This is a genomic window from Actinomadura sp. NPDC048955 (genome assembly GCF_040649435.1).
Taxonomy (GTDB): Bacteria; Actinomycetota; Actinomycetes; order Streptosporangiales; family Streptosporangiaceae; genus Spirillospora; species Spirillospora luteofluorescens.
On the sequence record NZ_JBEZJI010000005.1, the window covers coordinates 195458 to 221509 of the forward strand.

The 26052-nt window shown below is 72.0% G+C and carries 25 protein-coding genes; 14 read left to right on the top strand and 11 right to left on the bottom strand.

The annotated features are described in order from the left end of the window. The first annotated feature begins 63 nt into the window (after positions 1-63). Complete coding sequence (locus AB0C84_RS07825; protein ID WP_361062461.1) at positions 64-276, top strand: hypothetical protein; 213 nt, start codon at positions 64-66, stop codon at positions 274-276. 112 nt (positions 277-388) lie between these two features. Here the strand turns inward: AB0C84_RS07825 and AB0C84_RS07830 are convergent, their stop codons facing one another. The 8 genes from AB0C84_RS07830 to AB0C84_RS07865 all read right to left on the bottom strand — a co-directional run bounded on the left by AB0C84_RS07830 (position 389) and on the right by AB0C84_RS07865 (position 7829). Then, a complete protein-coding gene (locus AB0C84_RS07830) occupies positions 389-970 on the bottom strand; it encodes a class I SAM-dependent methyltransferase (protein WP_361062464.1) in 582 nt (193 codons plus the stop codon). A gap of 10 nt (positions 971-980) precedes the next feature. After that, positions 981-1742, bottom strand: a complete 762-nt coding sequence (locus AB0C84_RS07835; RefSeq protein WP_258940507.1) for a class I SAM-dependent methyltransferase — start codon at positions 1740-1742, stop codon at positions 981-983. A 26-nt stretch (positions 1743-1768) separates the two neighbouring features. Beyond that, on the bottom strand, positions 1769-2767 hold the full coding sequence (locus AB0C84_RS07840) for a hypothetical protein (protein WP_179846745.1): 999 nt from the start codon (positions 2765-2767) through the stop codon (positions 1769-1771). A gap of 160 nt (positions 2768-2927) precedes the next feature. Continuing rightward, on the bottom strand, positions 2928-3758 hold the full coding sequence (locus AB0C84_RS07845; protein WP_361062468.1) for an SAM-dependent methyltransferase: 831 nt from the start codon (positions 3756-3758) through the stop codon (positions 2928-2930). After that, positions 3743-4267, bottom strand: a complete 525-nt coding sequence (locus AB0C84_RS07850; protein ID WP_179846747.1) for an ATP-binding protein — start codon at positions 4265-4267, stop codon at positions 3743-3745. The genes AB0C84_RS07845 and AB0C84_RS07850 overlap by 16 nt, the downstream gene beginning before the upstream one ends. A gap of 241 nt (positions 4268-4508) precedes the next feature. Further along, entirely contained in the window at positions 4509-5306 is a 798-nt protein-coding gene (locus AB0C84_RS07855; protein WP_361062471.1) for a methyltransferase domain-containing protein, read from the bottom strand. Positions 5307-5347: 41 nt separating this feature from the next. Beyond that, positions 5348-6379, bottom strand: coding sequence for a hypothetical protein (locus AB0C84_RS07860; protein ID WP_361062474.1), 1032 nt, complete (start codon positions 6377-6379; stop codon positions 5348-5350). After that, positions 6372-7829 (bottom strand): N-6 DNA methylase, encoded by a 1458-nt coding sequence (locus AB0C84_RS07865; RefSeq protein ID WP_361062477.1) that lies wholly within the window; start codon positions 7827-7829, stop codon positions 6372-6374. Before AB0C84_RS07865 ends, AB0C84_RS07860 begins: the two co-directional genes overlap by 8 nt. Before the next feature lie 87 nt (positions 7830-7916). Here AB0C84_RS07865 and AB0C84_RS07870 point away from each other — a divergent pair, with 87 nt between their 5' ends. The 3 genes from AB0C84_RS07870 (at position 7917) to AB0C84_RS07880 (ending at position 10917) form a co-directional block, all read left to right on the top strand. Continuing rightward, positions 7917-9107: a glycosyltransferase gene (locus tag AB0C84_RS07870; protein ID WP_361062685.1), complete on the top strand. Its 1191-nt coding sequence runs from the start codon at positions 7917-7919 to the stop codon at positions 9105-9107. Between the two features lie 84 nt (positions 9108-9191). Next, positions 9192-10445 (top strand): lipase family protein, encoded by a 1254-nt coding sequence (locus AB0C84_RS07875; protein WP_361062480.1) that lies wholly within the window; start codon positions 9192-9194, stop codon positions 10443-10445. An 82-nt stretch (positions 10446-10527) separates the two neighbouring features. Next, positions 10528-10917 (top strand): DUF6221 family protein, encoded by a 390-nt coding sequence (locus tag AB0C84_RS07880; protein WP_361062483.1) that lies wholly within the window; start codon positions 10528-10530, stop codon positions 10915-10917. Here the strand turns inward: AB0C84_RS07880 and AB0C84_RS07885 are convergent. Then, complete coding sequence (locus tag AB0C84_RS07885; protein ID WP_361062486.1) at positions 10914-11543, bottom strand: uridine kinase; 630 nt, start codon at positions 11541-11543, stop codon at positions 10914-10916. The genes AB0C84_RS07880 and AB0C84_RS07885 overlap by 4 nt on opposite strands. Before the next feature lie 171 nt (positions 11544-11714). On the opposite strand from AB0C84_RS07885, the gene metH reads away from it, so the two are divergent. From metH to AB0C84_RS07925, 8 genes are all read left to right on the top strand, one after another. Continuing rightward, a complete protein-coding gene (gene metH / locus AB0C84_RS07890; RefSeq protein WP_361062489.1) occupies positions 11715-15320 on the top strand; it encodes a methionine synthase in 3606 nt (1201 codons plus the stop codon). Positions 15321-15435: 115 nt separating this feature from the next. Continuing rightward, positions 15436-16752 (top strand): HEAT repeat domain-containing protein, encoded by a 1317-nt coding sequence (locus AB0C84_RS07895; RefSeq protein WP_361062492.1) that lies wholly within the window; start codon positions 15436-15438, stop codon positions 16750-16752. Between the two features lie 30 nt (positions 16753-16782). Further along, entirely contained in the window at positions 16783-17457 is a 675-nt protein-coding gene (locus AB0C84_RS07900) for a formylglycine-generating enzyme family protein (RefSeq protein WP_361062495.1), read from the top strand. 151 nt (positions 17458-17608) lie between these two features. Next, positions 17609-18619, top strand: coding sequence for an SRPBCC family protein (locus tag AB0C84_RS07905; protein WP_361062498.1), 1011 nt, complete (start codon positions 17609-17611; stop codon positions 18617-18619). A gap of 75 nt (positions 18620-18694) precedes the next feature. Further along, positions 18695-20227 carry a hypothetical protein gene (locus AB0C84_RS07910; protein ID WP_361062501.1) on the top strand — a complete coding sequence of 511 codons (1533 nt, stop codon included), beginning with the start codon at positions 18695-18697 and terminating at the stop codon, positions 20225-20227. Continuing rightward, positions 20224-20496, top strand: a complete 273-nt coding sequence (locus AB0C84_RS07915; protein WP_361062504.1) for a hypothetical protein — start codon at positions 20224-20226, stop codon at positions 20494-20496. The genes AB0C84_RS07910 and AB0C84_RS07915 overlap by 4 nt, the downstream gene beginning before the upstream one ends. Before the next feature lie 49 nt (positions 20497-20545). Further along, positions 20546-21505: a class A beta-lactamase gene (gene bla, locus AB0C84_RS07920; protein ID WP_361062507.1), complete on the top strand. Its 960-nt coding sequence runs from the start codon at positions 20546-20548 to the stop codon at positions 21503-21505. Between the two features lie 195 nt (positions 21506-21700). Then, positions 21701-22420: an NUDIX domain-containing protein gene (locus AB0C84_RS07925; protein WP_361062510.1), complete on the top strand. Its 720-nt coding sequence runs from the start codon at positions 21701-21703 to the stop codon at positions 22418-22420. A gap of 283 nt (positions 22421-22703) precedes the next feature. Here AB0C84_RS07925 and AB0C84_RS07930 read toward each other — a convergent pair whose 3' ends face one another. Continuing rightward, entirely contained in the window at positions 22704-23384 is a 681-nt protein-coding gene (locus AB0C84_RS07930) for a hypothetical protein (RefSeq protein WP_361062513.1), read from the bottom strand. A gap of 515 nt (positions 23385-23899) precedes the next feature. After that, positions 23900-24415, bottom strand: a complete 516-nt coding sequence (locus AB0C84_RS07935) for a hypothetical protein (protein WP_361062516.1) — start codon at positions 24413-24415, stop codon at positions 23900-23902. Positions 24416-24694: 279 nt separating this feature from the next. Between AB0C84_RS07935 and AB0C84_RS07940 the strand changes: the two genes are divergently transcribed. After that, on the top strand, positions 24695-25513 hold the full coding sequence (locus tag AB0C84_RS07940) for a hypothetical protein (protein WP_361062519.1): 819 nt from the start codon (positions 24695-24697) through the stop codon (positions 25511-25513). A gap of 36 nt (positions 25514-25549) precedes the next feature. Continuing rightward, positions 25550-26035, top strand: coding sequence for a hypothetical protein (locus tag AB0C84_RS07945; RefSeq protein WP_361062522.1), 486 nt, complete (start codon positions 25550-25552; stop codon positions 26033-26035). Positions 26036-26052 lie beyond the last annotated feature (17 nt).

The following is a 26052-nucleotide window of genomic DNA, read 5'->3' on the forward strand; positions in this document are numbered from 1 at the left end:
TCCAGGGCAAGGTCCGGCTGATCATTTCCAGCTGGACGCAACTGAGATGGAAGGAAGCTGGTCATGGCGATCAACAATGCCCCGCACCACGCCGACTACCCCCGTGCCCCGTACGGCCAGTACACCGGGTCGTCCGGGTCCGCCTCGTCCGGGTCCGGGTCGTCCGGGTCCGGGTCGTCCGGGTCCGGCTCGTCCGGGTCGGACGCCACGGCCAACCTGGACCCCCAGGTGGCCAAGGCCCTGGAGGAGGCCGCCAACGTCATCCGTGAGGACTGACGTCTGACTGACTGCCGTCCACACGGCAGGTGAACCAGTGTTCCGGCGAGCGAGTGGCTGCGTTACGCGCCCGCTCGCCGGAACATCTTCCCTCCGGCCCGCGTAGGAGGCGCTAGTCGCCGCGGCGGGCGAGGAGGCGGCGCTTGCCGCCGTCGTCGTACTGGTCGAGGACGGTGAAGCCGTCCGGCAGCAGCGAGGCGGGCTCACCGGGCTTGAGGCACCACGCGGCGGGCAGCCGCGGCCGGTCGCGGCGGGCGGCCTCGGTGAACGCCTCCCAGGCCAGCAGACCGCCGGGCAGCACGGCCCCGGCCGCGCGCTCGAACACGGCGCGGTCCCAGAACCCGGTGCACAGGACGAGCGCGTACCTGTCCGGGCCCGGCCGCCAGCCGCCCAGGTCGGCCTGGACGGGCGTGACCAGCGGGCCGAGCCCGCGGCGGCGGGCCTCCGCGCCGAGCCGCGCGAGGGCGATCTCGGAGATGTCCACGGCGGTCACGCGGCGCCCGGTCCAGGCGGCCAGCAGGGCGCTGCCGGACGGTCCCGACGCCAGGTCGAGCACTCCGCCGTCCGGCATCCCGAGCGACAGCGCCCGCTCCGCGAGCGGATGGGCCCGCGACGGGCCGGACGACTCCGCGTACTTCTCGTTCCACCGGAGCCTGTCCGGATGCCCCGCTAATTCCGCCGGCACGTCCTCCATGGAGACGACTTTAACGGCGCTCCGCGATCAGGAGCATGAACATGGCCGTGGGGAAGCCCTTGCGCCACCACGGGTCGTCGCGCATCTGCTCTTCCGTCGGGTGCGGTTCGCGCAGGTCGGCGATGACGAATCCGGCGTCTCGGAGCGTTCCAGCGTAGTACTCCAGCGGCCGGAGCCAGCTTGTGATCATCGAAGGGGATTCCAGGCCGTCCACCATGAACCGCTGGTCGATCCCGCGCGAGGTGAAGTACCGCGATGCCGGGACGCTGCTCGCCGCGCCCTGCTCGGCGTTCTCCACGTAGAAGCAGGGGTGCAGCGTCAGCAGGATCAGCCGGCCGCCGCTGCGCAGGACGCGCGAGAACTCGCCGATGGCGCGGGTCGGGTCCTGCAGGTGGCTGAACAGGTGGTTGCACAGGACGAGGTCGAACCGGTCGTCCTCCAGCGGCAGGTCCTCGACGCTGGCGCGGGTGAAGGTGGCCTTGCCCTCCTGCTCCGGGTGCGACGAGGCCGCGTCGATCAGGCCCTGCGCCGCGTCGACGCCCGTGACCTCGGCGCCCATGGAGGCGAGCCTGCGCGACAGGTAGCCCTCGCCGCATCCGGCGTCCAGGACGCTCTGGCCGGCGCAGTCGCCGACGGCGTCCAGGACGGCGGCGTCGGTCAGTTCGGTCCGGTACCGGTCGCGGCGCTCCCTGATGACCTTGACCCAGTACTGCGCGTTCGCCTCCCATCGCGCGCGCGTCAGTTTCGCGATGGCTTGCGCCGTGTCCTCCACCGGCTCCCCATTCTCCAAGGCCTGGTTCAGGCGAGGCCCTTGAGCCGCCGCACCAGCGTGTTGCAGGTCTGTCGGATCCTTCTGTCCCGGCAGTCGACCCCGCGCAGTTCCAGCGCACGGATCAACTCGGGGAGCTTCCCGCCGAACGCCGGGTCGCGTTTGAGCGCGAGCGGGATGTACGTCGACACCAGGTAGTAGAGGTAGGCGTCGTTGTAGACCGCGATCTCGCGGAGCACCTCGGTGGCCGTGTTGCGCAGCGACAGGGAGCTCGGGAGGGTGAAGTCGCTGCTGATGCGGCCGTCTCTCGTGTAGGTGGGGAACGACCATTCCTCGAGCGCCGCGTAGACGGGCGTCGCGTCGAGTTCCTGGCGGTAGCGCTCGGCCAGGTCGAAGTCGTTCGAGCTGATCAGGGAGCCCATCACCACGCCGCGCATCATGAAGGCGGTCTGCCGCCCGGGCACCTCGAAGCCGAGGTCGGCCTCCAGCGACCCGGTGACCTTGCTGACCTGGTGCGTGAGGATGTTGAGCGCGAGGATCGAATGGAACGAGTAGGTCTTGCGGTTCAGCCGCGGGGCCAGGTCGATGGACGAGTCGAAGAGCCTGCGAGGGTCCTCCAGGAGGCCCCGGCCGGCCTCGGTGGAGTAGAGCGCCTCCAGCGCGGTGTCCTGTTCGCGCCCCCAGAAGCGGGCGATGAACGAGGACGTCTTCTGCGTCGCCTGGCCGCGCATGATGTGCAGCCCGGCCTCCAGCGCGTTCAGCAGGTGCTGCTGCGCGACGGCCGAGTTCTGCAGGGCGTCCAGATCGACGGTGAGCCCTTCGCCGTGCAGGTCGGCGACGAGCCCGTCGCGCCTTTTCCGGACGGCGTGCGCCATCGAGTACTCGGCGATTCCAGGAACGGACGACATGAGGCTCTGCAGCGACCGCCCGCTGACCCGGTCGAGCCATTCCGCGTTGTCCCACAGCCGGAAGATCGTGCTCTCGTCGAGTCCGGAGAAGGCCGCCACGTCGGACATGTTGAGTCCCATGTCCCTGGTGATGTCGGAGAGAGACTTCGGCTCGCCGTCCGCTGTCATCACTCGCCCTAGATGTGGCAGTTGCTGGCGCTTCGATCGTAGCGAAGCGCCGCGCGGAAGGGACGGGCGATCAGCAGAAGTCTCGGCGAGCACCGCGGGCGACATGCCGTCCTCAATCCGCCACGCGCCCGACGCAGCCGATGAGCGGCAGCGGGCCTCGGTCGGCCGGGGCGGCGGGCGCCGCCAGCCGGGCGGGGTAGGGGTCGAGCATCCGCAGGCTCGCGCAGATGCGGGCGATCTCGTCCGTGCTCCGCGGCCGGAACGGGGTGTCGACGCCCTCGCACGGCCCGGAGATCGGGTCCAGTTCCGGCGACCTCACGGCGTGGCTGATCACCACGTGGCTGCCGGGGGCGAGGCCCGCGGCGAGCGCGGCGACGATCCCGGCCGGGTCGTCCTCGTCGGCGAGGAAGTCCAGGACGCCGAGCAGGAACACCGCGACGGGCTCGGAGAAGTCGATCAGGCGGCGCAGGCCGGGGTCGGCGAGCAGCGCGGCCGGGTCGCGGACGTCCCCGGCGAAGGCGCCCGTGCCGGCGTCCACGGCGAGCAGCGCCCGCGCGTGCGTGAGCACCATCGGGTCGTTGTCGACGTAGGCGACGCGGCACGCCGGGTCGGCCCGCCGGACGAGGTCGCCGAGGTTCTCGGCGGCGGGCAGCCCGCAGCCCGCGTCGACGAACTGCCGCAGCCCGGCCTCCCCGGCGAGCAGCGCGGCGGCGTGGTCCAGGAAGCCCCTGTTCGCCTGGACGAGCCGCGGCAGCGCCGGGCAGCCGCGCAGCGCACGCTCGGCGGACTCACGGTCCGCGGCGTAGTTGTCCTTGCCGCCGAGGAGGTAGTTGCACATGCGGGCGACGCTGGCCTGCGCCGTGCCGAGCCCGCCCCCGGGAGGGGACGGTTCGGCTCGGCGGGCCGGGCTCAGCGCCGCCCCGGAGGTCACGGCAGCCGCCATCCGTCCCGGACACCGACGCCGAACCAGAAGGTCGAGGCCCCGCCCTTGCCGCGGCAGGTGCCGTAGTCGGTGGCGAGGGCTTTGATCAGGGCGAGCCCGCGGCCGCCCGTCGGCAGCGCCTCGTCCACCGCCCGCGGCGGCCCCTGGGCGGCGCCCCCGTCGGTGATCTCGACGCGCACGTAGCGGTCGACGTGCAGGACGGTCAGCGTGATCGTGCCGTCCCGGCGGGGCCGCGCGTGCAGCACCGAGTTGGTCATGGCCTCGCTGGTCAGCAGCTCCAGGTCGCCGAGCTCGGACCGGTCGGCGCCGAAGTGCTGCCCGACGAGCTCGCGGACGTAGGAGCGGCCGAGCCGTACGGCGGGCGGCGTGGCGGCGAGGTCGATCTCACCGATGAGGCGCCCCGAGGACTTGCCGTTGTGGTTCCAGGCGGACGGGATCCCGACTTCCAGCGAGGGAGCGGGTGCGGGCACCAGCACGGGCGCCCCGGACCATGTGTCTGATGCGTTCATGGCGGTGTCGGCTTCACGTCTCCGTGTCGGGCTGTAAGCGAACATGTGCTTCTCGGCCAAGTCGATGTCGGACGTGGAAGTGAAACAACACACACTCTTACGCAGGCTCCGGGGACCAGTCACCAACGCTTGCGCGCATGCAAGGGCCTTGCCGCACCCTGCGGGACGTCACACGCCGTCCAAGATCCGCCACATGGCGGCGCCATACCGGTCGCGCCGGACTTGCGCAACCGGACGGGCGTCAACCACCGGGCCTGCGGCCCAGGACGGAGATCAGCGGCGCGAGCGTGAGGTCGAGGCGCCCCGCGGCGATGGCGGCCAGCAGGTGGCGGATCTCCTCGGCGGTGGCGTGCCCGCCCTCGATGAGCCGCTCGCGCACCTGGAGGATGGACGCGGTCTCCAGGACGCCGCAGGCGGGGGACGCGAAGGGGAAGTAGGCGTCGGCGCGCACGTCCTCCAGGCCGGCGTCGCGCAGGAGCCGGGGGAGCCGGCGGCCGTAGGCGAGGTCGGCGCCGCGCTCGGCGAGCAGCGCGCGGAAGCCGCGCCGGACGGCGTTGGCGAGGCGCTCGTCCGGACCGTGCTCGTCGGGGCAGGCCAGCGGCTGGAGCCCCGGGTCGGCGTCCTCGACGAGCAGGACGCCGCCGGGCCGCAGGGCCTCGATCATCGTCCGGAGGGCCCGGTCGCGGTCGGGGAGGTGGACCAGCACGAGCCGGGCGTGGACGAGGTCGAACGGCCCCTCGGGCGGGGCGTCGCGCACCAGGTCGTGGCGCTGGATCTCGACCGGGGCTCCGGCGAGCTCCGGCGCGTCCGCCAGCCAGGACACGTCGATGTCGGTCGCCAGGACGCGGCCGGTGGTCCCGACGCGGCCCGCGAGCCAGGACGGCACGGTCGGCCCGCCGGCGCCGACCTCCCAGACCCGCCAGCCGGGGCGCAGGCCCGCGTCGTCCATGTGGCGGAACGTCCACGGGTCGAACAGCTCGGAGATCGCCTTGAAGCGGACGCCCGCCTCGGCCTGCCGGTTGTCCAGAAGGTAGTCCACCCGTCCGATGATCCCCCCGCCCGGCGGCGCGGGCGCCCTTTTCAGGGGATCAGTTCCGGAAGGAGGGCGTCGCGGAGCTTCGCGAGGGCCGCGCTCTCCGCGGCGGCGGCCTCCACCCGGCGGGCCAGCGCGGCGGCGAAACCGCCGAAGGCGCGGGCGGCGCCGTCGCCGGGCCAGGGGACCGTGAAGGCGGCGATGTCCTGCCACCGGGCGCGCGGCATCCGCGTGCCGTCGCTGACGGCGCGGGCGTGCGCGACGACGTCGTCGCTGGCCAGGGCGGCGAGAAGCCACCCCCGGCGGTCGGCGTCCTTCGCGCGGACGACGAGGATGTCCGACGAGGCGACGCCGTCGACGAAGGCGAGCCCCACCTTGTGGAAGGCGGGGCGGAGCTTGCCGAACAGGACGTCGCCGGCCGCGAACCGCCGCTTCGCGCTGGTGACGCCGGACGCGTCGGTCCAGGTCGAGAGCCACATGTGCCGCTTCGGCATGTGCTCCAGCGCGATGTAGTTCTCGTCCCGCCCGATCCGCTGCGGCGGGACGCCCCGGCGCACGAGGTCCCCGAGCTCGCCGATCGCGATGACGGCCCCGGCCCCGGCGGCCGCCTCGTCGTAGCGGGCGCGGACCAGCGCGTCCCCGGCGGCGGCGATCCGGCCGTTCACCTCGATCTTGTCGTCGAGCGCCCCGAGGACGGACGCCGCCGCGTCCTGCTCCGCCCTGCCCAGCCGCGGAACGCGGAGGCCGTTCAGGATCGCGTGGGTGAGGAGCGGCTGCCCCGAGCCGATGCGGTACCTGTTCAGGTCGAGCCGCTTGAGCAGGTAGTGGACGTAGCGGGGGTTCACTCCGTCCCTGGCCGTGGCGATGATGGCGTTGTCGGTGACCCAGCACCGGCCGGGGCTGTAATGGACGGTGCCGCAGTAGCTCCCGACGCGGCCGACGACGGTGGAGCGGGGCCCGGCGTTGAACTCGCCGGACGTCCCGATGACGCCGTTCGCGCCGTACGTCCGGTAGCGGGTGCCCGCGGCGGGACGCGCTCGGCCGTTCGAGAACGTGACGAGCTCGCCCAGCTCAGCCACCGAACCGCTCCAGCTCGTCCCGGACGACCCCGTCCAGCCGCGCCGACTCCTCCAGGTGCGTGAGGAGCTCCTTGGTGAGCCTCTCCACCCGGTCGGCGGCGGGCTCGTCGCCGCGGTCCGCCTCGGCGGCGCCGACGTAGCGGCCCGGCGTGAGGACGTGGCCGTGCGACCTGACCTCGTCCAGGCCGGCCGCGCGGCAGAAGCCGGGGACGTCGCGATGGCCGTGGTCGCGCCAGGCCCGGTACGCGCCGGCGATCCGGGCGATGTCGTCGGCGGTGAGGATCCGCTCGGTGCGGTCGACCATCGTCCCCATGGCGCGGGCGTCGACGAACAGCACCTCGCCCGGGACGCTCTCGCGCCTGTCCAGGAACCAGAGGCAGGCGGGGATCGGGGTGGTGCGGAAGAGCCGGTCCGGCAGCGCGACGACGCACGAGACGAGGCCGGCCTCCACCAGCGCCGCGCGGATCTCGCCCTCGCCCGACTGCCGCGACGACATCGACCCGTTCGCCATCACCACGCCCGCGCGGCCGCGCGGCCCGAGCTTGGCCACGATGTGCTGGATCCAGGCGAAGTTGGCGTTGCCCGCGGGCGGCACGCCGTAGCGCCAGCGCGCGTCGCCGGGATCCCGGTACCAGTCCGACATGTTGAACGGCGGGTTGGCGAGCACGTGGTCGGCGGCGAGCCCGGGATGGGCGTCCTCGTAGAAGGTGTCGGAGCGGCGGACGTCGCCCGCGATCCCGTGCACGGCCAGGTTCATCCTGGCCAGCCGCCACGTCCGCTCGTTCGCCTCCTGCCCGTACACCGCTATGTCGTCCGGCCGCCCCCGATGGCTCAGGACGAACCGCTCCGCCTGCACGAACATGCCGCCGGAGCCGCAGCACGGGTCGTACACCCGTCCCCGGAACGGCTCCAGGACCTCCACCAGCAGCCTGACCACGCCGGCCGGGGTGTAGAACTCGCCGCCGCGCCTGCCCTCGGCCCGCGCGAACTTCTCCAGGAAGTACTCGTAGACCTCGCCGAGCACGTCCCGCGCGGGCCGCTCGCCGGGCCGCGCCCCGAACCGCACCCGGCCGATCAGCTCGACCAGCTCGCCGAGGCGCCGCTGGTCGATCCCGGTGAAGATCTGCGGGAGGGCGCCGTCCAGCGCGGGGTCGGCGCGCATGACGGCGCCCATCGCCGCGTCGATCCGCGCACCGATGTCGCCGGCGGCGGGGGAGAGGTCCGCCCACCGCGCCCCGTCCGGCACCCGGAAGCCCCCGTCCTCGGACGAGTCGGACACGTACTTGAGGAACACGAGCCCGAGAACGAAGTCCCTGTACTGCGCCGCGTCGACGGATCCGCGCAGCTTGCCGGCGGCCTTCCAGAGGACGTCGGCGTTCCAGAGGGCATCGCCTTTCCCGAGGGCATCGCCTTTCCCGAGGGCATCGCCTTTCCGGAGGACATCGTCCATCCGCGTGACTCTAGCGTCCGGCCCGCCACGCCGCCGGGACGCCGTCGGTGGACGGGAGGCGGGCGCGGTGCGAGGCTGCGGAACGTGATGGTCGTGGGCGTCCTGGCGCTGGCGGCGCTGGCCGGGTGGCTGTACCTGGCGTTCGCGCACGGGGGCTTCTGGAGGACCGGGCCGGGCCTGCCCGGCGCGCCGGAGCCGGACGAGTGGCCCGAGGTCGTGGCCGTCGTCCCCGCGCGCGACGAGGCCGCCGTCCTCCCGGAGACGCTCCCGACGCTGCTCGCCCAGCGGTATCCGGGCGCCTTCCGCGTGATCCTGGTCGACGACGGGAGCGGCGACGGCACCGCCGAGACCGCCGCCGCCCTGGCGGGCGGCGACCCGGCCCTGACGATCGTGCCCGCGAGGGAGCGCCCGCGGGGATGGGCGGGCAAGGTCTGGGCGATGTCGGAGGGCGTCCGGGCGGCGGGCGAGCCGGACTTCCTCCTCTTCACCGACGCCGACATCGCCTACGCCCCCGGCACCGTGGAGCGGCTGGTGCGCGCCGCCGTCGCCGGGCGCCGCGACCTGCTGTCGCAGATGGCGACGCTCAGCACCCGCACGGGCTGGGAACGGGCGATCGTCCCCGCCTTCGTGTACTTCTTCGCCCAGCTCTACCCGTTCCGCCGCGTCGGCCGGGACGGGACGCGCACGGCCGCCGCCGCGGGCGGCTGCGTGCTCGTCCGCGGCGCCGCCCTCACCGGCGCGGGCGGCCTCGCCCGGATCCGCGGCGCGCTGATCGACGACGTGGCGCTGGGGCGGCTGCTCAAGCGCGCGGGCGGGCGCTGCCGGCTCGATCTCAGCCGCGACGTCGTCAGCCGCCGCCCCTACCCGCGCCTCGCCGACCTCTGGGCGATGATCGTCCGCAGCGCCTACCACCAGCTGCGCTACTCGCCAGCCCTGCTGGCCGGGACCGTCGCGGGCCTGCTGCTCCTCTACGTGGTCCCGCCCGCCGCGACGGTCGCGGGCCTGGTCGCGGCTTCGTCCGGCGGCGTGCTCGCCCTCGTGGCGGGTGCGCTCGCCTGGGCGCTCATGGCGGCCACCTACGCGCCGATGCTGCGCTTCTACGGCCTGTCGCCCGTGCGCGCCCCGGCCCTGCCGCTCGTGGCCCTGCTGTACGCGGCGATGACCGTCGACTCCGCACGCAGGCACCGCGCCGGCCGGGGCGGTGCCTGGAAGGGGCGGACTTTGTCAGGACGGCACAAATCCGGTGCCGCCGATGCGTCCCGGGCGACATTGGAGTAAGTGTCCAATTACGTTACTGTCGGGCTGCCGTCACGCCGACGGCAGGCGCGGAGACGCCGCCGCCACGTTGAAGGGTTACCCGCCATGTCCATCACCGTTCGCCGGGTCGTGCGCGCCGCGGTCGCGTCGTGCCTCGGCCTCGCCATGACGGCGGCCGCTCTGCAGGGCACCGCCGCCGCGGCGCCGCAGGACCCCAAGCCCCCGGCCGAGGATCCGTTCTACCAGCCGCCCTCCCCGCTCCCGGCGGGCGCGCCCGGTGACGTCATCCGGTCGCGTCCCGCGGTGTTCACCGTGGACCCGGTCGGCCACTCGCCGTACGCGGGCGTCAAGTCCTGGCAGGTCCTCTACCGGTCGGAGACGGTGCAGGGGCGGCCGACCGCCGTGTCGGGCATGGTCCTCGTCCCCACCAAGGAGTGGACGGGCCAGGGCGAGCGGCCGCTCGTCTCCTACGCCGTCGGTACCCGCGGACTCGGCGACGCCTGCGCCCCGTCCTACACCCTCACCCAGGGCATGGACTACGAGGAGCTGTTCATCGCGGACGCGCTCAGCCGCGGCTGGGCCGTCGCCGTCACCGACATGGAAGGCCTCGGCACCCCGGGGCAGCACACCTACGAGGTGGGCGGCTCCCAGGGCCGGGCCCTGCTGAACGTCGCCCGCGCCGCGCAGCGCCTCCCGGACGCCGGGCTCGGCGGAGCGCCGGTCGGCCTCTGGGGCTACTCGCAGGGCGGCACCACCGCGGGCTGGGCGGCGGAACTGGCGGCGACCTACGCCCCCGACCTGGCGATCAAGGGTGTGTTCGCGGGCGGCGTCCCGGCGGACCTCCAGGCCGTCGCCAAGAGCCTGGACGGCTCCCCGTTCGTCGCGCTGATGTTCATGGCCGCCGTCGGCTACGACGCCGCCTACCCGGAGCTCGACCTGGCCGGCTACCTCAACGACAACGGCCGCGAGCTGCTGGCCAAGGCCCAGGACATGTGCCTGGTCAGCTTCGACGGGCCCCTCACCGTCGTGCAGACCGCCTTCAAGCACATCAGCGACTACACGACCAGCGACCCGCTGGCCACGCCCGAGTGGCAGCGGCGCCTGGACGCCAACAAGCTCGGTTCCACCGCCCCGAGCGCCCCGGTGCTCCAGACACAGGCCGTCTACGACGAGATCATCCCCGCCGGGCAGGCCGACACCCTCCACAAGGCGTGGTGCGCGAAGGGCGCCAACGTCACCTGGAAGACCTACACCTTCGCCGAGCACGCCACCGGCATGCTCTGGAGCGAGCCCGACGCGATGACGTTCCTCGGCGACCGCTTCGCGGGCAAGCCCGTCACCGGCAACTGCGCCGCCTGACCTCTGTGCGGCCTGACCTCTGTGCCGCCTGAAACCCCTTTGCCATAGGGCCGTCCCGCTCCCCAGGGGGCAGGATGGCCCTATGGATTTGGTGGAGTTCCTCCGCGCCCGGCTCGACAGGGACGAGCAGATGGCCCGCGCCTGCTCCGGCGCCGCCTGGAGGGCGGCCCCCTCCGGCACGGTCAGCACCGACACCGGCGATCCCTCCGACGACGGCCCCTCCCACGTCGCGACGGCGGACAACGACGCTTACGCCGAGCACATCGCCCGCCACGACCCGTCGCGCGCGCTCGCCGAGGTGGCGGCCAAGCGCCAGATCCTGGACGACTACGAGAAGCAGGCCTGGATCCTCGGCCAGGGCCACCGCACCCCCGAGCTCGAAGCGGCGCGGTCCGTCCGCGAGTCGGTGCTGCGCCTCCTCGCGCTGCCCTACGCCCACCACCCCGCCTACCAGGAGGAATGGCGGCCCTAGACGTCAGTGATCAGCGCCGGGTGGCCCGGATCGTCCACCTTCAGGACGACGTCGGCGGTGCGCACGGGCGCGACCTCGGCGTCATAGCGCGCGTAGGCGGGAAGCGTCCACGCCTGGTCGCCCGCCGTGCGGCGGGCCAGCGCACCGCGCGACAGGGACAGGTGGACGGTCAGCTCGAACGGCAGCCCCCGGCCGAGCAGCAGCGAGCCGTCCAGCAGCAGGACCCCGCCGGGCCGGACGCGCACGTAGTCCGCCCTCGTCGCCCTGTCGAGCGCCGCGTCCCACAGGCTCGGCAGCACCCGCCCCGTGCCGGACGGCTCCAGCGGCCCCAGCACCTCCCGCACGAGCCCGCCCACGTCGAGCCACTCGTCGTAGAGGACGTCCGGATCGTCCCGCCCGTGCTCGAAGCGCAGCGACGCCGGGCGCAGGAAGTCGCGCGCCGACACCCGCACGACGTCCCGTCCCAGGGCGCGCAGCGGCGAGACGAGGGCGTCGGCCAGGTCCGAGGGCGCCGCGGGCGGCGCCCCGTCGATCACCACCCGCGACCAGGAGCCCGTCCCGGACGCCGTGATCCGGTCGGCCAGCTCCTCGACCACCAGGGACGGCGAGATCGGTCGTGCGCGCACCACCTCATCCTGCCCGCAACCCCGGGCGCGCCTGACACACCGGCCCCTCGGAATGTAACCTCGGTACCGGGCCGAGAGGCGCTGCAACGGGCGAGAGCCCGCCACGCTCGGCCCGAGACACCCGACCCCGCAAGGGCGCCTCCCAGATTCCATGGGAGGTGCTCGAAAACAATGACTCAGACTCCATTGCGCGAACTTCTTGAGCAGCGGATCGCGGTGCTGGACGGCGCCTGGGGCACGATGCTCCAGGGCGCGGGCCTGACCCCCGGCGACTACCGCGGCGACCTCATCGGCGACGACCACGCCAAGGACGTCACCGGCGACCCCGACCTGCTGAACCTCACCCGCCCCGACGTGATCCTGGACGTCCACCGCCAGTACCTGCGGGCCGGCGCCGACATCACGACGACCAACACCTTCACCGCGACCAGCATCGGGCAGGCCGACTACGGCCTGGAGAGCCTGGTCCGCGAGATGAACGTGCACGGCGCCCGGCTCGCCCGGCAGGCCGCCGAGGAGTTCGGCGGCCGCTATGTCGCCGGCTCCATCGGCCCGCTGAACGTCACGCTCTCGCTGTCCCCGCGGGTCGACGACCCGGCCTACCGCGCCGTCACGTTCGACCAGGTCAAGGACGCCTACGCCGAGCAGATCGGCGCGCTCGCCGAGGGCGGCGTCGACCTGCTGCTGATCGAGACGATCTTCGACACGCTGAACGCGAAGGCCGCGATCGCCGCCGCCCGCGAGGTCGCCCCGGACCTGCCGCTGTGGATCTCGGTGACCATCGTCGACCTGTCCGGCCGGACGCTGTCCGGGCAGACCGTCGAGGCGTTCTGGCGGTCCATCGAGCACGCCGAGCCGCTCGTCGTGGGCGTGAACTGCTCGCTCGGCGCCGACGAGATGCGCCCGCACGTGGCGGAGCTCGCGCGCCTGGCCGGCACCTACACCGCCTGCCACCCGAACGCGGGTCTGCCGAACGCCTTCGGCGGCTACGACGAGACCCCGGAGGAGACGAGCGGCAAGGTCGGCGAGTTCGCCGCGTCCGGCATGGTCAACGCCGTCGGCGGCTGCTGCGGGACGGGCCCCGACCACATCGCCAGGATCGCCGAGGCGGTGCGGGGCATGGCCCCCCGCGAGGTCGCCGCCCCCGGCGCGGCCAGCCGGTTCAGCGGCCTGGAGCCGTTCGCGATCGGCGCCGACACCGGCTTCGTCATGATCGGTGAGCGCACCAACGTCACCGGCTCCAAGAAGTTCCGCAAGCTCATCGAGGCGGGCGACCACCAGGCCGCCGTGGACGTGGCGCTCGACCAGGTGCGCGGCGGCGCGAACCTGCTCGACGTCAACATGGACGCCGACCTGCTCGACAGCGAGCGGGAGATGACGACCTTCCTCAACCTCATCGCCACCGAGCCCGAGGTCGCCCGCATCCCGATCATGGTCGACAGCTCGCGGTGGAGCGTGCTGGAGGCGGGGCTGAAGACCGTCCAGGGCAAGGGCGTCGTCAACTCCATCAGCCTCAAGGAGGGCGAGGGCCCGTTCCTGGAGCAGGCCCGCCGCATCCGCGACTTCGGCGCCGGCGTCGTCGTCATGGCCTTCGACGAGACGGGCCAGGCCGACACCACCGAGCGCAAGGTGGCGATCTGCGCCCGCGCCTACGACCTGCTCACCCGGGAGGTCGGGTTCCCGGCCGAGGACATCATCTTCGACCCCAACGTCCTCGCCGTCGCGACCGGCATCTCCGAGCACAACGGCTACGCCAAGGCGTTCATCGACGCGCTGCCCCTCATCAAGGAGCGCTGCCCGGGCGCCCGCACGAGCGGCGGCATCTCCAACCTGTCGTTCTCCTTCCGGGGCAACGACGTCGTCCGCGAGGCGATGCACTCGGCGTTCCTTTTCCACGCCGTCCGGGCCGGGCTCGACATGGGCATCGTCAACGCCGGGCAGCTCGCCGTCTACGAGGACATCCCCGCCGAACTGCTCGAACTGGTCGAGGACGTGCTGTTCGACCGCCGTCCCGACGCCACCGACCGGCTCGTGTCGTTCGCCGAGAACGTCAAGGGCGAGCGGACGAAGCGCGAGGTCGACCTGTCCTGGCGGGACGCGCCGGTCGCCGCGCGCCTCTCCCACGCCCTCGTGCACGGCATCATCGACTTCATCGAGGAGGACACCGAGGAGGCCCGCCAGGAGGCCGAGCGTCCCCTCGACGTCATCGAGGGCCCGCTGATGGACGGCATGAAGGTCGTCGGCGACCTGTTCGGCTCCGGCAAGATGTTCCTCCCCCAGGTGGTCAAGAGCGCCCGCGTGATGAAGCGGTCGGTCGCCTACCTGGAGCCCTTCATGGAGAAGGAGAAGCAGGAGGCGCTCGCCGCGGGGCGCGCCCACAGCGACCGCGGCCAGGGCAAGATCGTGCTGGCGACGGTCAAGGGCGACGTGCACGACATCGGCAAGAACATCGTCGGCGTCGTGCTCGGCTGCAACAACTACGACGTCGTCGACCTCGGCGTCATGGTCCCCGCGGCCAAGATCCTGGAGACGGCCGTCCAGGAGGGCGCCGACGCCATCGGGCTGTCCGGGCTGATCACCCCGTCCCTGGACGAGATGGTCTCCGTCGCCGCGGAGATGGAGCGCCGCGGCATGCGGCTGCCACTGCTGATCGGCGGCGCCACCACGTCCCGGCAGCACACCGCCGTGAAGATCGCCCCCGCCTACGAGGCGACGACCGTGCACGTCCTGGACGCCTCCCGCGTCGTCGGCGTCGTCTCCGACCTGCTCGACGGCAAGCGCGCCGCGGCGCTCGACGCCGCCAACCGCGAGGAGCAGGCCCGGCTGCGCGAGCAGCACGAGAACAAGCAGCGCCGCCCCCTGCTCACCGTCGAGAGGGCCCGCGAGAACCGGGAGCGGGTCGACTTCGGCGACCTGCCCGCGCCCGACTTCACCGGCGTGCGGATCGTCCGCCCCGAGATCTCCGCGATCCGCGAGATGATCGACTGGCAGTTCTTCTTCCTGGCCTGGGAGCTCAAGGGCAAGTACCCGGCGATCCTCGACGAGCCCGTCGCGCGCGAGCTGTTCGACGAGGGCAACGAGCTGCTCGACCAGATCATCGCCGACGGCGCGTTCGAGGCGCACGGCGCCTACGGCTTCTGGCCGGCGCACTCCGACGGCGACGACATCATCCTGCCCGGCGCCGCGCGCTTCCCGATGCTGCGCCAGCAGACGTCCAAGCCGGCGGGACGCCCCAACCGCTGCCTCGCCGACTACATCGCCCCGTCCGGCGACCACCTCGGCGGCTTCGCCGTGACGATCCTCGGCGCCGAGGACCTCGCCGCGAAGTACGAGCAGGACAACGACGACTACAAGTCGATCATGGTGAAGGCCCTCGCGGACCGCCTCGCCGAGGCGTTCGCCGAGTACGTCCACCTGGAGGCCCGCCGCGCCTGGTTCGAGCCCGGCGCCGAACCCGCCCTGGAGGACCTGCACGCCGAGCGGTTCCGCGGCATCCGCCCGGCCCTCGGCTACCCGGCGAGCCCCGACCACAGCCTCAAGCAGACCCTGTTCGACCTGCTGGACGCGGGCCGCCTCGGCATGAAGCTCACCGAGTCGTACGCGATGGCCCCGGCCGCGAGCGTCAGCGGCCTGATCTTCGCGCATCCGGCGTCGCGCTACTTCACGGTCGGGCGCGTCGGCAGGGACCAGATCGAGGACTACGCCCGCCGCTGCGACCTCCCGGTCGCGGAGGTCGAGCGCTGGCTCGCCCCCAACCTCGCCTACGACCCGTCCTGACGGCCCTTCCCCGTCCCGCCGGTGCGTCCCGGCGGAACGGTGGAGGCGGACCGGTGCCGCGTCCGTTTCGGCCGGAACGGCCGTGGATGTCACCGGGTGATGGCACGATGCCCGCGTGGAGATACAGGCACTGATCGACCAGCTGGCCGGGCCCGGCCACAAGGCGGCGGGCGACGCCCTCGTGGCCGTTGGCGAACCCGCCGTACGGCCCGTCCTGGCCGTCCTCTGCGACGAGGACTCCCCGGTCGACTGGGTCACCAGCGCCACCGTCCTGCGGCGCATCGGCCTTCCCGCCCTGGCCCCCCTGGTCGAGGCCATGGCGTCCGCGCCCACCGGCGAGGTCGCCCGCCGCTGCGGCTGGGCCCACTGCGGCCTGGAGATCGCCGATCTGGCGGCCTTCGTCCCCGACCTGAGCCACCCGAGCCCCGAGGTCCGCGCGAACACCGTCTACGTCCTGCAGCTCAAGGGAGAGGCGGCCCTCCCGCACGCCCCCTCCCTGCTCGCCCTCCTGGACGACCCGGACGACGACGTCCGGCAACGCGTCATCTGGGCCATCGAGGGGATCGGCCCGGGCGTCATCCCGTTCCTGCGCGAGATCCGCAGTTCCCGCGGCACCGTCCGCCGCCGGGCCCTGGAGGCCCTCGCCGCGATCGGCGGCCCGTCCGCGCTCGACGACCGTGACCTGGCCCTGATCCGGCGGCTGATCCGCGTCAAGCTCGCGACGGAGACGCCCGAGCCCATGCACCTGTGCGGCACCTGGTACGCCGTCCCCACCGGCGACCGCGACGCCGTCCTCGACGCCTTCGGTCTCTCCGAACCCGAACCGGTCACGATGCGGCTCGGCGCGTCCGCCTGGAACCACGACCACCACGTCTCGCGCGGCGACCACGGCCCCTGCCGCCGCGTCTACGTCACCCCGTCCCTGGACGGCTGGACGCTCGTCTTCGGCGACCCCTTCCCCGACCATGAGGACGACATCGACCCCTCCGTGATCCAGGAGCGCTGCCGTGCCCTGAGCCGCCGCTTCGGCGCCGCCCACTGGTACGGCGCGAGCTGCGGCGACGAGTGGACGGCCTGGTGCGTCGCCGAGGGCGGCGACTTGGTCCGCTACTACGACGTCTTCGAGCCGGACGACCAGATCGGCTCCCACCCCGCCGAGGACGGCTACGTCCTCCCGCATGACGACGCCTTCCCCGACGACGCCTTCGACGGCATCGACCTCCACGACAGCGCCGGCTTCCAGGCCCGCTACTTCCAGGTCAAGAAGGATCTCGGCATCCCCGACGATTGCCACGCCACCACTTTCGCGGCCCGCGCCTCGGTCGACCCGTCCGCTCTGGGTCCGCGAACGTCCGTCCAGGGGCACGCCGTCCTTGCCCTGACCTCCTGCGGCCTCCGCCACGGCCACCCTCCCGGCGCCCTGCGGATCTGACCCGGCGGGCGCCGGTAGGATCACCTGCCCATGGACGCGAGCGCCGGAATCGAGATGGTCGACGTCCCGGCGGGGACGGTGACGCTGTCGGACCGGCGGACGCAACGCAGCTGGCGGGTCGACCTCGCGCCGTACCGGCTGGGCGTGTACCCGGTCACCCGGGCGCAGTATGCCCAGGTCAGCGCCGAGCGGCCGAGCGCCGTCGGAGAGGGGCGGCTGCCCGTCGAACGCGTCTCGTGGCTGGACGCGGTCCGGTTCTGCAACGCCCTGTCCCGGCGTGAGGGGCTGGCGCCCGCGTATCGGCTCGACGCCGACGGCGAGGGCGCCGAGTGGGACGCCTCCGCCGACGGGTACCGGCTGCCGACCGAGGCCGAATGGGAGCACGCCTGCCGCGCCGGCACGACCGGCCCGCGGTACGGGCCGCTCGACGAGATCGCCTGGTATCGCGGAAACGCCCAGGAGCAGGTCCACGACGTGGGCGGCAGGCGGCCCAACGCCTGGGGCCTGTACGACATGCTGGGGAACGTCTGGGAGTGGTGCTGGGACCTCTACGACGCCGAGGTCTACGGCGCCTACCGGGTGCTCCGGGGCGGCGGCTGGTCCGACGAGCACTGGAGTTGCCGGGCCTCGGTGCGGCGCCGCAGCCACCCGACGTTCCAGATCGACGACGTGGGCTTCCGCCTGGCGCGTTCCGCCGCCCGCTGAGGGGTCCTTCGAGGAGGCCTCCGCCCGCACGCCTGCGGACGGTAGATCATTCGTTTTTGCTGGCCAGTGGCGCTTTTTGTCGTTTTAGTCCCGATTCCTCGGGCTATGCCGTCAGTGACGGGGGAAACCGGCAGGGAAGCGAAGGCTGATCATGACGGAATCGGGCACGGGGGGCAACGGCAACGCGCAGGACCTCCCGGTCGACCAGCTCAAGGACGCCGCCCGCGCCCTGGCTCAGGCGCTCATGGTGCGGGCACTGGAGAAGGCGAGCGGCCAGATCGGGAGCCTGACCGAGCGGCTGGACGGCGGTGACGGCGGGGGAGTCGCCGGGAAGGCGGCGGCCACCGGCGCGAAGAAGCTCGCCGAGGGCGAGTCGCCGCTCAAGGCCGGCCTCAGCGCGGGCGCCACCGGGGCCAAGGAGATGGTGAAGGACAAGGTGAAGAGCGCCGTCGGCGGCGGCGGCAAGGACGGCAAGGGCGGCGGCCAGGGCAAGATGAAGGTCACCAACATCATGGAGGAGTTCGACGTCGGACTGCCCCGGCGAGTGGCCTACGACCAGTGGACGCAGTTCGCCGACTACCCGAGCTTCACCAAGAAGGTGGAGAGCGTCGAGCAGGAGTCCGACGAGAAGACCAACTGGCGGGCGCAGGTCTTCCTGTCCCACCGCACCTGGGAAGCGACGATCATCGAGCAGGTCCCCGATGAGCGGATCGTCTGGAAGTCCAAGGGCCCCAAGGGCTACGTCGACGGCGCCGTGACGTTCCACGAGCTGACGCCGGACATGACGCGGGTCCTGCTGGTGGCCGAGTACCACCCGGACGGCTTCTTCGAGAAGACCGCGAACATGTGGCGCGCCCAGGGCCGCCGCCTCCGCCTGGACTTCAAGCACATCAAGCGCCACATGATGACCAAGACGCTGCTGGAGCAGGAAGAGGTCGAAGGCTGGCGCGGCGAGATCCGCGACGGCGAGGTCGTCAAGACCCACGAGGACGCCCTCAAGGAGGAGGAGCAGGCCGAGGAGGCGAAGTCGGAGGCCCAGGCCGAGGGCGAGGAGAAGAAGCCGGACGAGCGGGCCGAGGAGCCGAAGGCGGAGCGGGAGGACGAGAAGGAGAAGCCGGAGGCCGAGCAGGAGGAGAAAGAGGCGGAGAGCGCCCGCGCCTGACGTCTTCGCTGGTGGAAGGTGGCGCTGAGGGGGCATGTCAACCCTCGGGGCCAGGATCGAGCATCGGGGGGAACGATGAGCGACGGCGAGTCCGGCAAGGCTGATCGCGAGCGGAACGAGTCCCGCGATGACTCGGAGGGCCTGACCGGCAGGACCCTGCAGCCTGACCGGCGGGCGCAGCCCGCGGAGGGCCCGGACGTCCATCTCGACGTCCCGCAGCTCAAGGTGGAGGAGATCTCCCTGGAGGTCGAGAACCTGGAGGCGCACGTCTCGCTCGTCGCCGAGGTCCTCGACCTGCTCAAGCTGAACGTCGGCGCGGACGTGTTCCTCGGCAGGGTCAAGCTGGAGATCAAGGGCGTCGAGGCGGAGGCCGAACTCCAGGTCCGGCTCGACAACGTCGCCATCATCGTCGACCGCGTCCTCACCACCCTCGACCGCAACCCGGAGATCCTCCAGCACATCGGCCGCGGCCTCGAGTCGGCGGTGAGCGACATCGGCTCCGGCACCGGCAGCGCCGTGGGCGAGGTCGGCAAGGGCGCCAGGGGCGCCGTGGAGGACGTCGGCCGCGGAGCCGGCGGCGCCGTCGAGAGCGTCGGCGAGGGCGCCGGGGGCGCGGTGAAGGACGTCGGCGAGGGCGCGGGCGGCGCGGTCAAGGAAGTCGGCAAGGGCGCCGGCGAAGGCGTCAGCGAGGTCGGCCGAGGCGCCGGGCGAGCCGCCGAAGAGGTGGGCGAAGGCGCCGGCGAGGGCGTCAGCCAGGTCGGCAAGGGCACCGGCCGCGCCGCCGAACACGTAGGCGAAGGCGCGGGCGAAGGCGTAGGCGAAGCGGGCAAGGGTGCGGGCCGTGCGGCCGAGCAAGTCGGCCAGGGCGCGGGCGAAGGCGTTGGCGAAGCGGGCAAGGGCGCGGGCCAAGCGGCCGGACAGGTGGGCAAGGGCGCAGGCCGCGCCGCCGAAGGTGCAGGAGAGGGCGTCCGAGACGCAGGCAAGGGCGCCGGACAAGCCGCCGAAGCAACGGGCAAGGGCGTCCAGGACACGGCGAGCCGAGCAGCCGAAACAGCAAAAGGCGCCACCGACACGGCGACGTCCGAGGACTCCTCCGAAGAACGCGAGGAGAAGGCAGAGCCCGAACCCTCGTCAGAGCAGACGGAGTCAGAGCACCCATCCGACCAAGACAAGGAAGAAACGGAGCCAGAGAACTCCTCCAACCGGGACGCGGAAGAGGCGGAGCCAGAGCCCTCCGACCGGGGGGATCAGGAGGGAACGGAGCGAGAGGACTCCGCCAAGCGAAACGAGGAGAAGGCAGAATCAGAGAACGGCACTGAGCAAGGCCGGGAGGCAGCGGAGCCGGAGAAGCCGTCCGAAGACCGAGACAAGACGGAGCCGGAAGAATCATCCTCCGACCGGCACGAGGAGGAAGCGAAGTCCGGCGACTCCTCCGGCGACGAGGACAAGCCGGAGGGCGAAAAGAAGCCGGAAAGCGGAGCGGACAAGCCCGACGGAGAGCAGGAGATCACGGCGCTGCAAGGCGCCCTGCGCGAGACAGAGGATTCCGTCCGTGAACTGGGCAAGGCCCTCCTGCGGATGCTCTCCCAGCAAGGCACGCGCTCATGAGCCCCGGCGACCTCCCCGACGCCGACCTGCAGCGCACGGCGGACATCCTCTTCACCGCCAAAGTGAAGGCCGACGAACTCCGCTTCGAAGAGGTCCCCGACGTCTCCGTGACCTTCACCGAAGGCTCCTCCGACGACTCCACCTCCGGAAGCACCCGCACCAACCTCCCGGACAAGGTCAAATCCCAGACCACCTACCAAGACATCCAGATCGACTACGCCATAGCAGCCAAATTGCAGACTGATATGGATGTCGATATGGATCGATGATCCATCTTAATATTGGACATCGTATTGGTATTCATGATCTTCTCTCGGCATGACCCGACACCTGGGATTGCGACTGGGAGTCGCGACACTGACCGCGTCCGCGCTGCTGGGTGGCCTCGCCTATGTAGTGGCAGCCGCTCCCGGCGAGACGAACGCCGCGACCGTCGCCACTCGGACGGGCGGCAAGGACGCTTCGAGCCTGGACAGCACGCTGCAGGAAATTGAGAAGTCCTACGACGGGCGTATCGGTGCCGTGGGCATCGACCTGGGAACCGGGAGAACGGTCGGTTATCGCGCCGGCGAGCGTTTTCCGTTCAATTCCATGTTCCAGGTGTTCGCGTGCGCGGCGGTGATGCGGAAAGCGCGCACCGGCGAACCCGGGCTGATGGACAAGGTGGTCCGCTGGAAAGCCGCCGACATGGCCGAACTCACCACGAACTCCCCGGAGACCACCGAATACACCGACACCGGCATGACACCGGCCCAACTCTGCCATGCCGGAGTCACCAAGTCCGACGGTTTCGCGGGCAACACGCTGCTCGGGCAGATCGGCGGGCCGCGCGGGCTGACCAGGTTCTTCCGCGCCACCGGTGACGAGACGAGCCGCCTGGACCGGCCGGAGCCCCAACTGATCGAGTGGAGGCCAGGGGAGGAGCGCGACACCACCACCCCCGCGGCGGCGGCGCGCACCTTCACCGGGATCACCACCGGCAGGACCCTCCATCCCCGCGATCGGGCGAGGCTGGTCGGCTGGCTGAAGGCCAGCCTCACCGGCGCCAACCGGATCCGGGCGGGGCTCCCCAAGGACTGGACGGTCGGCGACAAGACCGGCACCGGCGGCGCGGGCAACTACGGCACCGCCGGCGACATCGCGATCGTGTGGACGCCCGGCTCGGACGCGCCGCTCATCATGTCGGTCTTCACCAACCGCAACCGCCGGGCCCCGCACGACGACAAGGTGATCGCCTCCACCGCGACCGCTCTCGCCAAGGCGCTCGGCAGACTGTGACCCCGACCCTGGAGTGTCCTCCTCCCGCCGCGGCCGGGCCGGCGCCCGTCCATGGCTCGCCCAAATGTTCGAGACTCGGGAGTCTGCCGTCGCTCGGCGGTCTAGGGTCGCGGGGTGGGGAACTCTGGGAATGCTGAGCCCTGTGGCGGGTTCTGGGCTGATTCGGCCCGGATACGGGCCGGTTACCTTGCTGGTGTGCCGACGCATGCGCTGGTGATGAAGGTCGCCGAGGAGGTCGGCGAGGTCGTCGAGGCCTATCTGGGAATGACCGGCGGCAATCCCCGCAAGGGCGTCCACAAGACCGCCGCGGACGTCCTGGACGAGTTGGCCGACGTGATCCTGTCCGCCGCCGTGCCCATGGTCGAGCTGGCCGGAGGCCCTGAACAGGCCGCACAGCACATGGCCAGGCGGCTCGGCGTCGTGTCCGCCCGCGAGGTCGCCGGGGTGGCGGCGAGCGGCTGGCACGGATCTTTCATCGCGCCGCACGTCCTGTTGCGGCGCGAGGACGGTGCGGTGCTCATGCTGCGCCGCCACAACACCGGTTACCGCGACGGCTGGCTGTGCCCGCCCGCTGGACGGATCGAGCCCGGCGAAGACGTCCTGGCCGCGGCGATCCGCGAGGCCAGGGAGGAGACCGGCGTGACGCTGCACCGCGACGACGCCGAGTTCAGCCACGTCCTGCACCGCACTGCCGCGTCGTTGCCGGGGCCCTGCCATGCGATCAGCGACTACTGGTTCACCTTCCGGCGCTGGGTGGGCGAGCCGCGCGCGGCCGAACCCGACAAGGCTTCGGAGGCGCTGTGGATCGACCCGGCGGCCCCACCCGCCGACGTGATCCCCCACTGTGTGCAGGCGCTCGCGGCCATCGGCCGCGGGGAGACCTTCGGCGTCCACGGGTGGACGCCGGAATCCTGAACGCGGAGTCGCGGCGCGCCGTCCGTCACGACCCCTCCCCATGACGGCTGACACGCCGCGACCACTGGTTATTCGTCGGGACGGTCACCCGCGGATGCGGCACCGACCAACTTTCCGCCGGTCAGACCGCCGGGACCTGCAGGGCTGTTTCACCGGCGGCCTGCGGCAGGCCCTCACCGCGACCCGGACGGCGGAGGGCTGGCGCCTCCGCGAAGTGCAGATCACGCCCGTCTGGACGAGGGAAAAACTGATCGCTGTCCGCGTCGTGACGTCTCCCGCTGAGTCAGCGCAGCAGTGTGTTCCGCAACGTGATGCCGTGCAGGAGGCGCAGCCTGCGCAACTCGTAGTAGGCGAGAGCGGACACCGTCAGCGGCGCCCCCAGCAGCAGCACCAGGGTCAAGACATGCGGAATCCCCTTGAAGGAGTCGTTGAACAGGTTGACCACGGCCATCACCCAGGACACCGACACGTTCACCAGAGGCGGCACCACCTCGTGGATGTCAGCCGTCCGGAACACGTTGGTCAGTGACAGGACGATGCCGTAGAGGACGAAGGGGAGCATCCAAAGGACGAGGACCACTCCCACAGGGATCATCACCGCAGGTCCCGCCGCGTCGCGCGCACCCTCCAGGTCGGGTACGGCCGCGAGCACGAACGTGAACATGGAGCCGAACATCGCCGCGACCGCGATCAACGGGTAGCGGATCCGGCGCGCGAACGCGCCCCGGTTCGGAGGCCGGGCGGCCAGGACGAAGGCTCCCACGACCACCGGCAGGACGCAGGTGAGGATCAGGACGTTGATCCAGGCGTCGTCGAACCGCTCGTCGGCCAGGGCTTGGGGAGCGGTGACCCGGTAGATCGCGGCCACGGCCAGGGTCACCACGATGCCTGCCCAGGCGCGAACGACCTGCAACTTCCGGACGCGGGCGTCGACGATCAGGTCCGGCCGCGAAGGCTGGAACACCGCCCGTGCGGCGAGGAACGGGTTCAGTTTCCGGAGGATCCGTCCCGCCCGGGACGGCGGCCGCGGGGGCGGCGGAGGTCCGGGTGGCCGGTACGGCGGGTACGGGGGCGGAGGCTGTGGCGGGTAGGGCGGCTGCGGCGGAGGGCCTTGCCGCCAGGGCGGCGGAGCTCCGTATCCGGGATGAGGCGGCCTGTGTCCGCCTTGACCCCATGACGGACCAGCAGGACCTGTCACCAAGGGCTCCTCAGGGGTGTTGTCGCAGATGCGGGAGATGTCTGGCCCGGAACGTGTTCCGTCGGGAGCAGGCGAAGGGACGGCACGGGCGGGTTCCGGACCTCGTGGGTCGGACGTTCGTGGCCTCACCACGTCCTCGGGCCCTACCGTGCCGAGAGCGCCCCTCCCGGCAACGGCTGCGATCCGCGGAGAGGACCGTCGACCGGCGACGAAAACGGGGGCCTGGCAGTGCCAGGCCCCCGTTGGGCGAGGACCGGCCGGTGCCGGGCCCCGCGAGCAGATCAGTCGCGGGCGCGGACGGCGCCGACGACGACACCCGCGGCCACGCCGCAGGTGCTGATGATGAGGTTCCCGAGGCTGCTGACGAGGGTGTCCCCGCCGATGGGCCCGGGCAGAGTGATGACGGCGACGCCGGAGGCGGCCAGGGCGACGCACGCCACGGCGGCGGCGACCCCGGCGATGACGGTGCCCAGGGCGATGCGGAAGACGTTCTTCCGCATGCGGGCGCTCTCGATGCCGACGAAGGCGCTGCAGTACGCGCCCCCGGCACCGGTGATGACGCCGATGCAGGCGCCGAGGACGGCCTTGTAGACGAGGAAGGCGGGGTTGCCGGCCTCGAAGGGGTCGATCCCGTAGCGGTGGTGGAGGTCGGCGAGGAGGACGGCGTAGTCCATCACCTCGATGAAGCCTCCGACCAGGGCGCCGGCGAGGGCGCCCATGACGAGCGAGATCAGCCGCCGCCTGTTCGCCGAGATCGACCGGCCCGCGTTCTTCGCGATGAGCCGAAGCTTTTCCATCTTGACACCCCTGTTTGGGTCGGGGGTGCGCGTGCCTGGCACGCACACCGGGTTGGTTGTCGGACGTTCGTGGCCTCACCACGTCCTCGGGGCCTACCGTGCCGAGCGCGACCGTCCTCGCAACGTCCCGGGCCGCAACGGCGCACGGGACGAGCGCCGCGCCCGAGCCGAAGGGACCTTGGTCAACGGGCCTCGGCGCTTGACTCCGGGTCCACTCCCCGGACTGTCCGCAGGGATGTAGCTCAGCTCTTCACCCGCCCATCCGATGGGAGACAAACCATGACCACGAACTTCACCCTCGGCACCCCCGCCGACCTGCGTCGGCGTCTCAACGACCAGGACCGTCAGGCGGAGCAGAGGAAACTGAAGGAGTGGGCGGAACTCGGCATCGTCAAGCCGGCGGACGTCCATCGCCTGACCAGGCTCATCGCCCTCCTCTCGGACGGGTGGATCAGCATCGGGCAGGAGCGCCCGGCGCGGCGCCTCATCAGGCAGACTCGAGAGAGGCTGTACGAGATCGCTCGCGTCTGCGACGATGACGACCCCATCCAGAGCCTCGGCGGTCGTTGGTACGACCTCCTCCAGGAGGACGTTCCGAGCAAGAGGCGGCCCGGCTTCCGGGACATCATGCTGCGGAATCGGTGCGCCGCACTCGCGCTCGCGCGCGAGACGAAGTTCCTGCTGGCGGCCAAGTGCCCCGGCATGGAAGGCGCTCCGAAAGGCGGGGTGGAAGCCGTCGGTGTCCAGCCGACGGACCTCGCCCTTCTGGCGGCGCTCGGCATGCTGTTCGCAAGGGCAATCGGCTCGCAGGATCCCGCCTGGGAGCAGGAGATCCAGAGCCTCGTCAGCACCATCTGGGGGAGGCTCCAGCAAATCGCCGCCACCGAAGCCGACGACGCGCCGATCCAGGACGTCGTCGCTCAGTGGCGGAAGTTCTACCAGCTGGACATGCCGCCTCAGAGGCGGATCGGAATCCGGCGGTTGCTGAGGACGAACCTCGGCTTCGCCATCGGACTCACCGAGGTCACGAGCTTCGGCCTGAGCCTCAAGTGCCCCGACGGGGCAACCGGCGCCCTCTCGGAGCACGCCTTCGGGTAGACGCCGCGCACCTGGAGCGCGGCACGGGACCCCCCCGTGCCGCGCTCCACCCTCGCCCGCCCGCGCTGCCCGGCAGGGGAAGGGGCGATCGCGGTCACGCGTCAGGCGAGCAGGTCCTCGGGGCTGATCGAGGCCGGAAAGCCGGTGACGGCCCCCCAACATTTCCGCGAATCGGCCGCCTTCGAAGCGGAAGATCTCGAACAGTTCGCGCCGCGCCTCGCCGCCGGGCAGGGCGAGGCCCTCGACGGCCGAGCGGACGGCGGCCCCGTCGCCGTCGACCAGAACGTCCCGGGCGACGAGCACGCGCCAGGCCATGCCCGCCTCGAACCCGGCGGCGCCGAGCGGGTGGCCGAAGAAGTCGGGCGCGTGCAGCGCGGCGGCCTCGTCGAACCGTCGGCTGTCGAAGCATCCCCGCATCCGCCGCACCAAGGTGCCGGCGTCCTCGCCTGTGGTCATCGGCGCGATACCTCGGCCCCCCGACGCGGCCCGTCCGGCCGCTGCCCGCCGTCGACAAAAGCGTAACTTGTAGGTTACGCTTT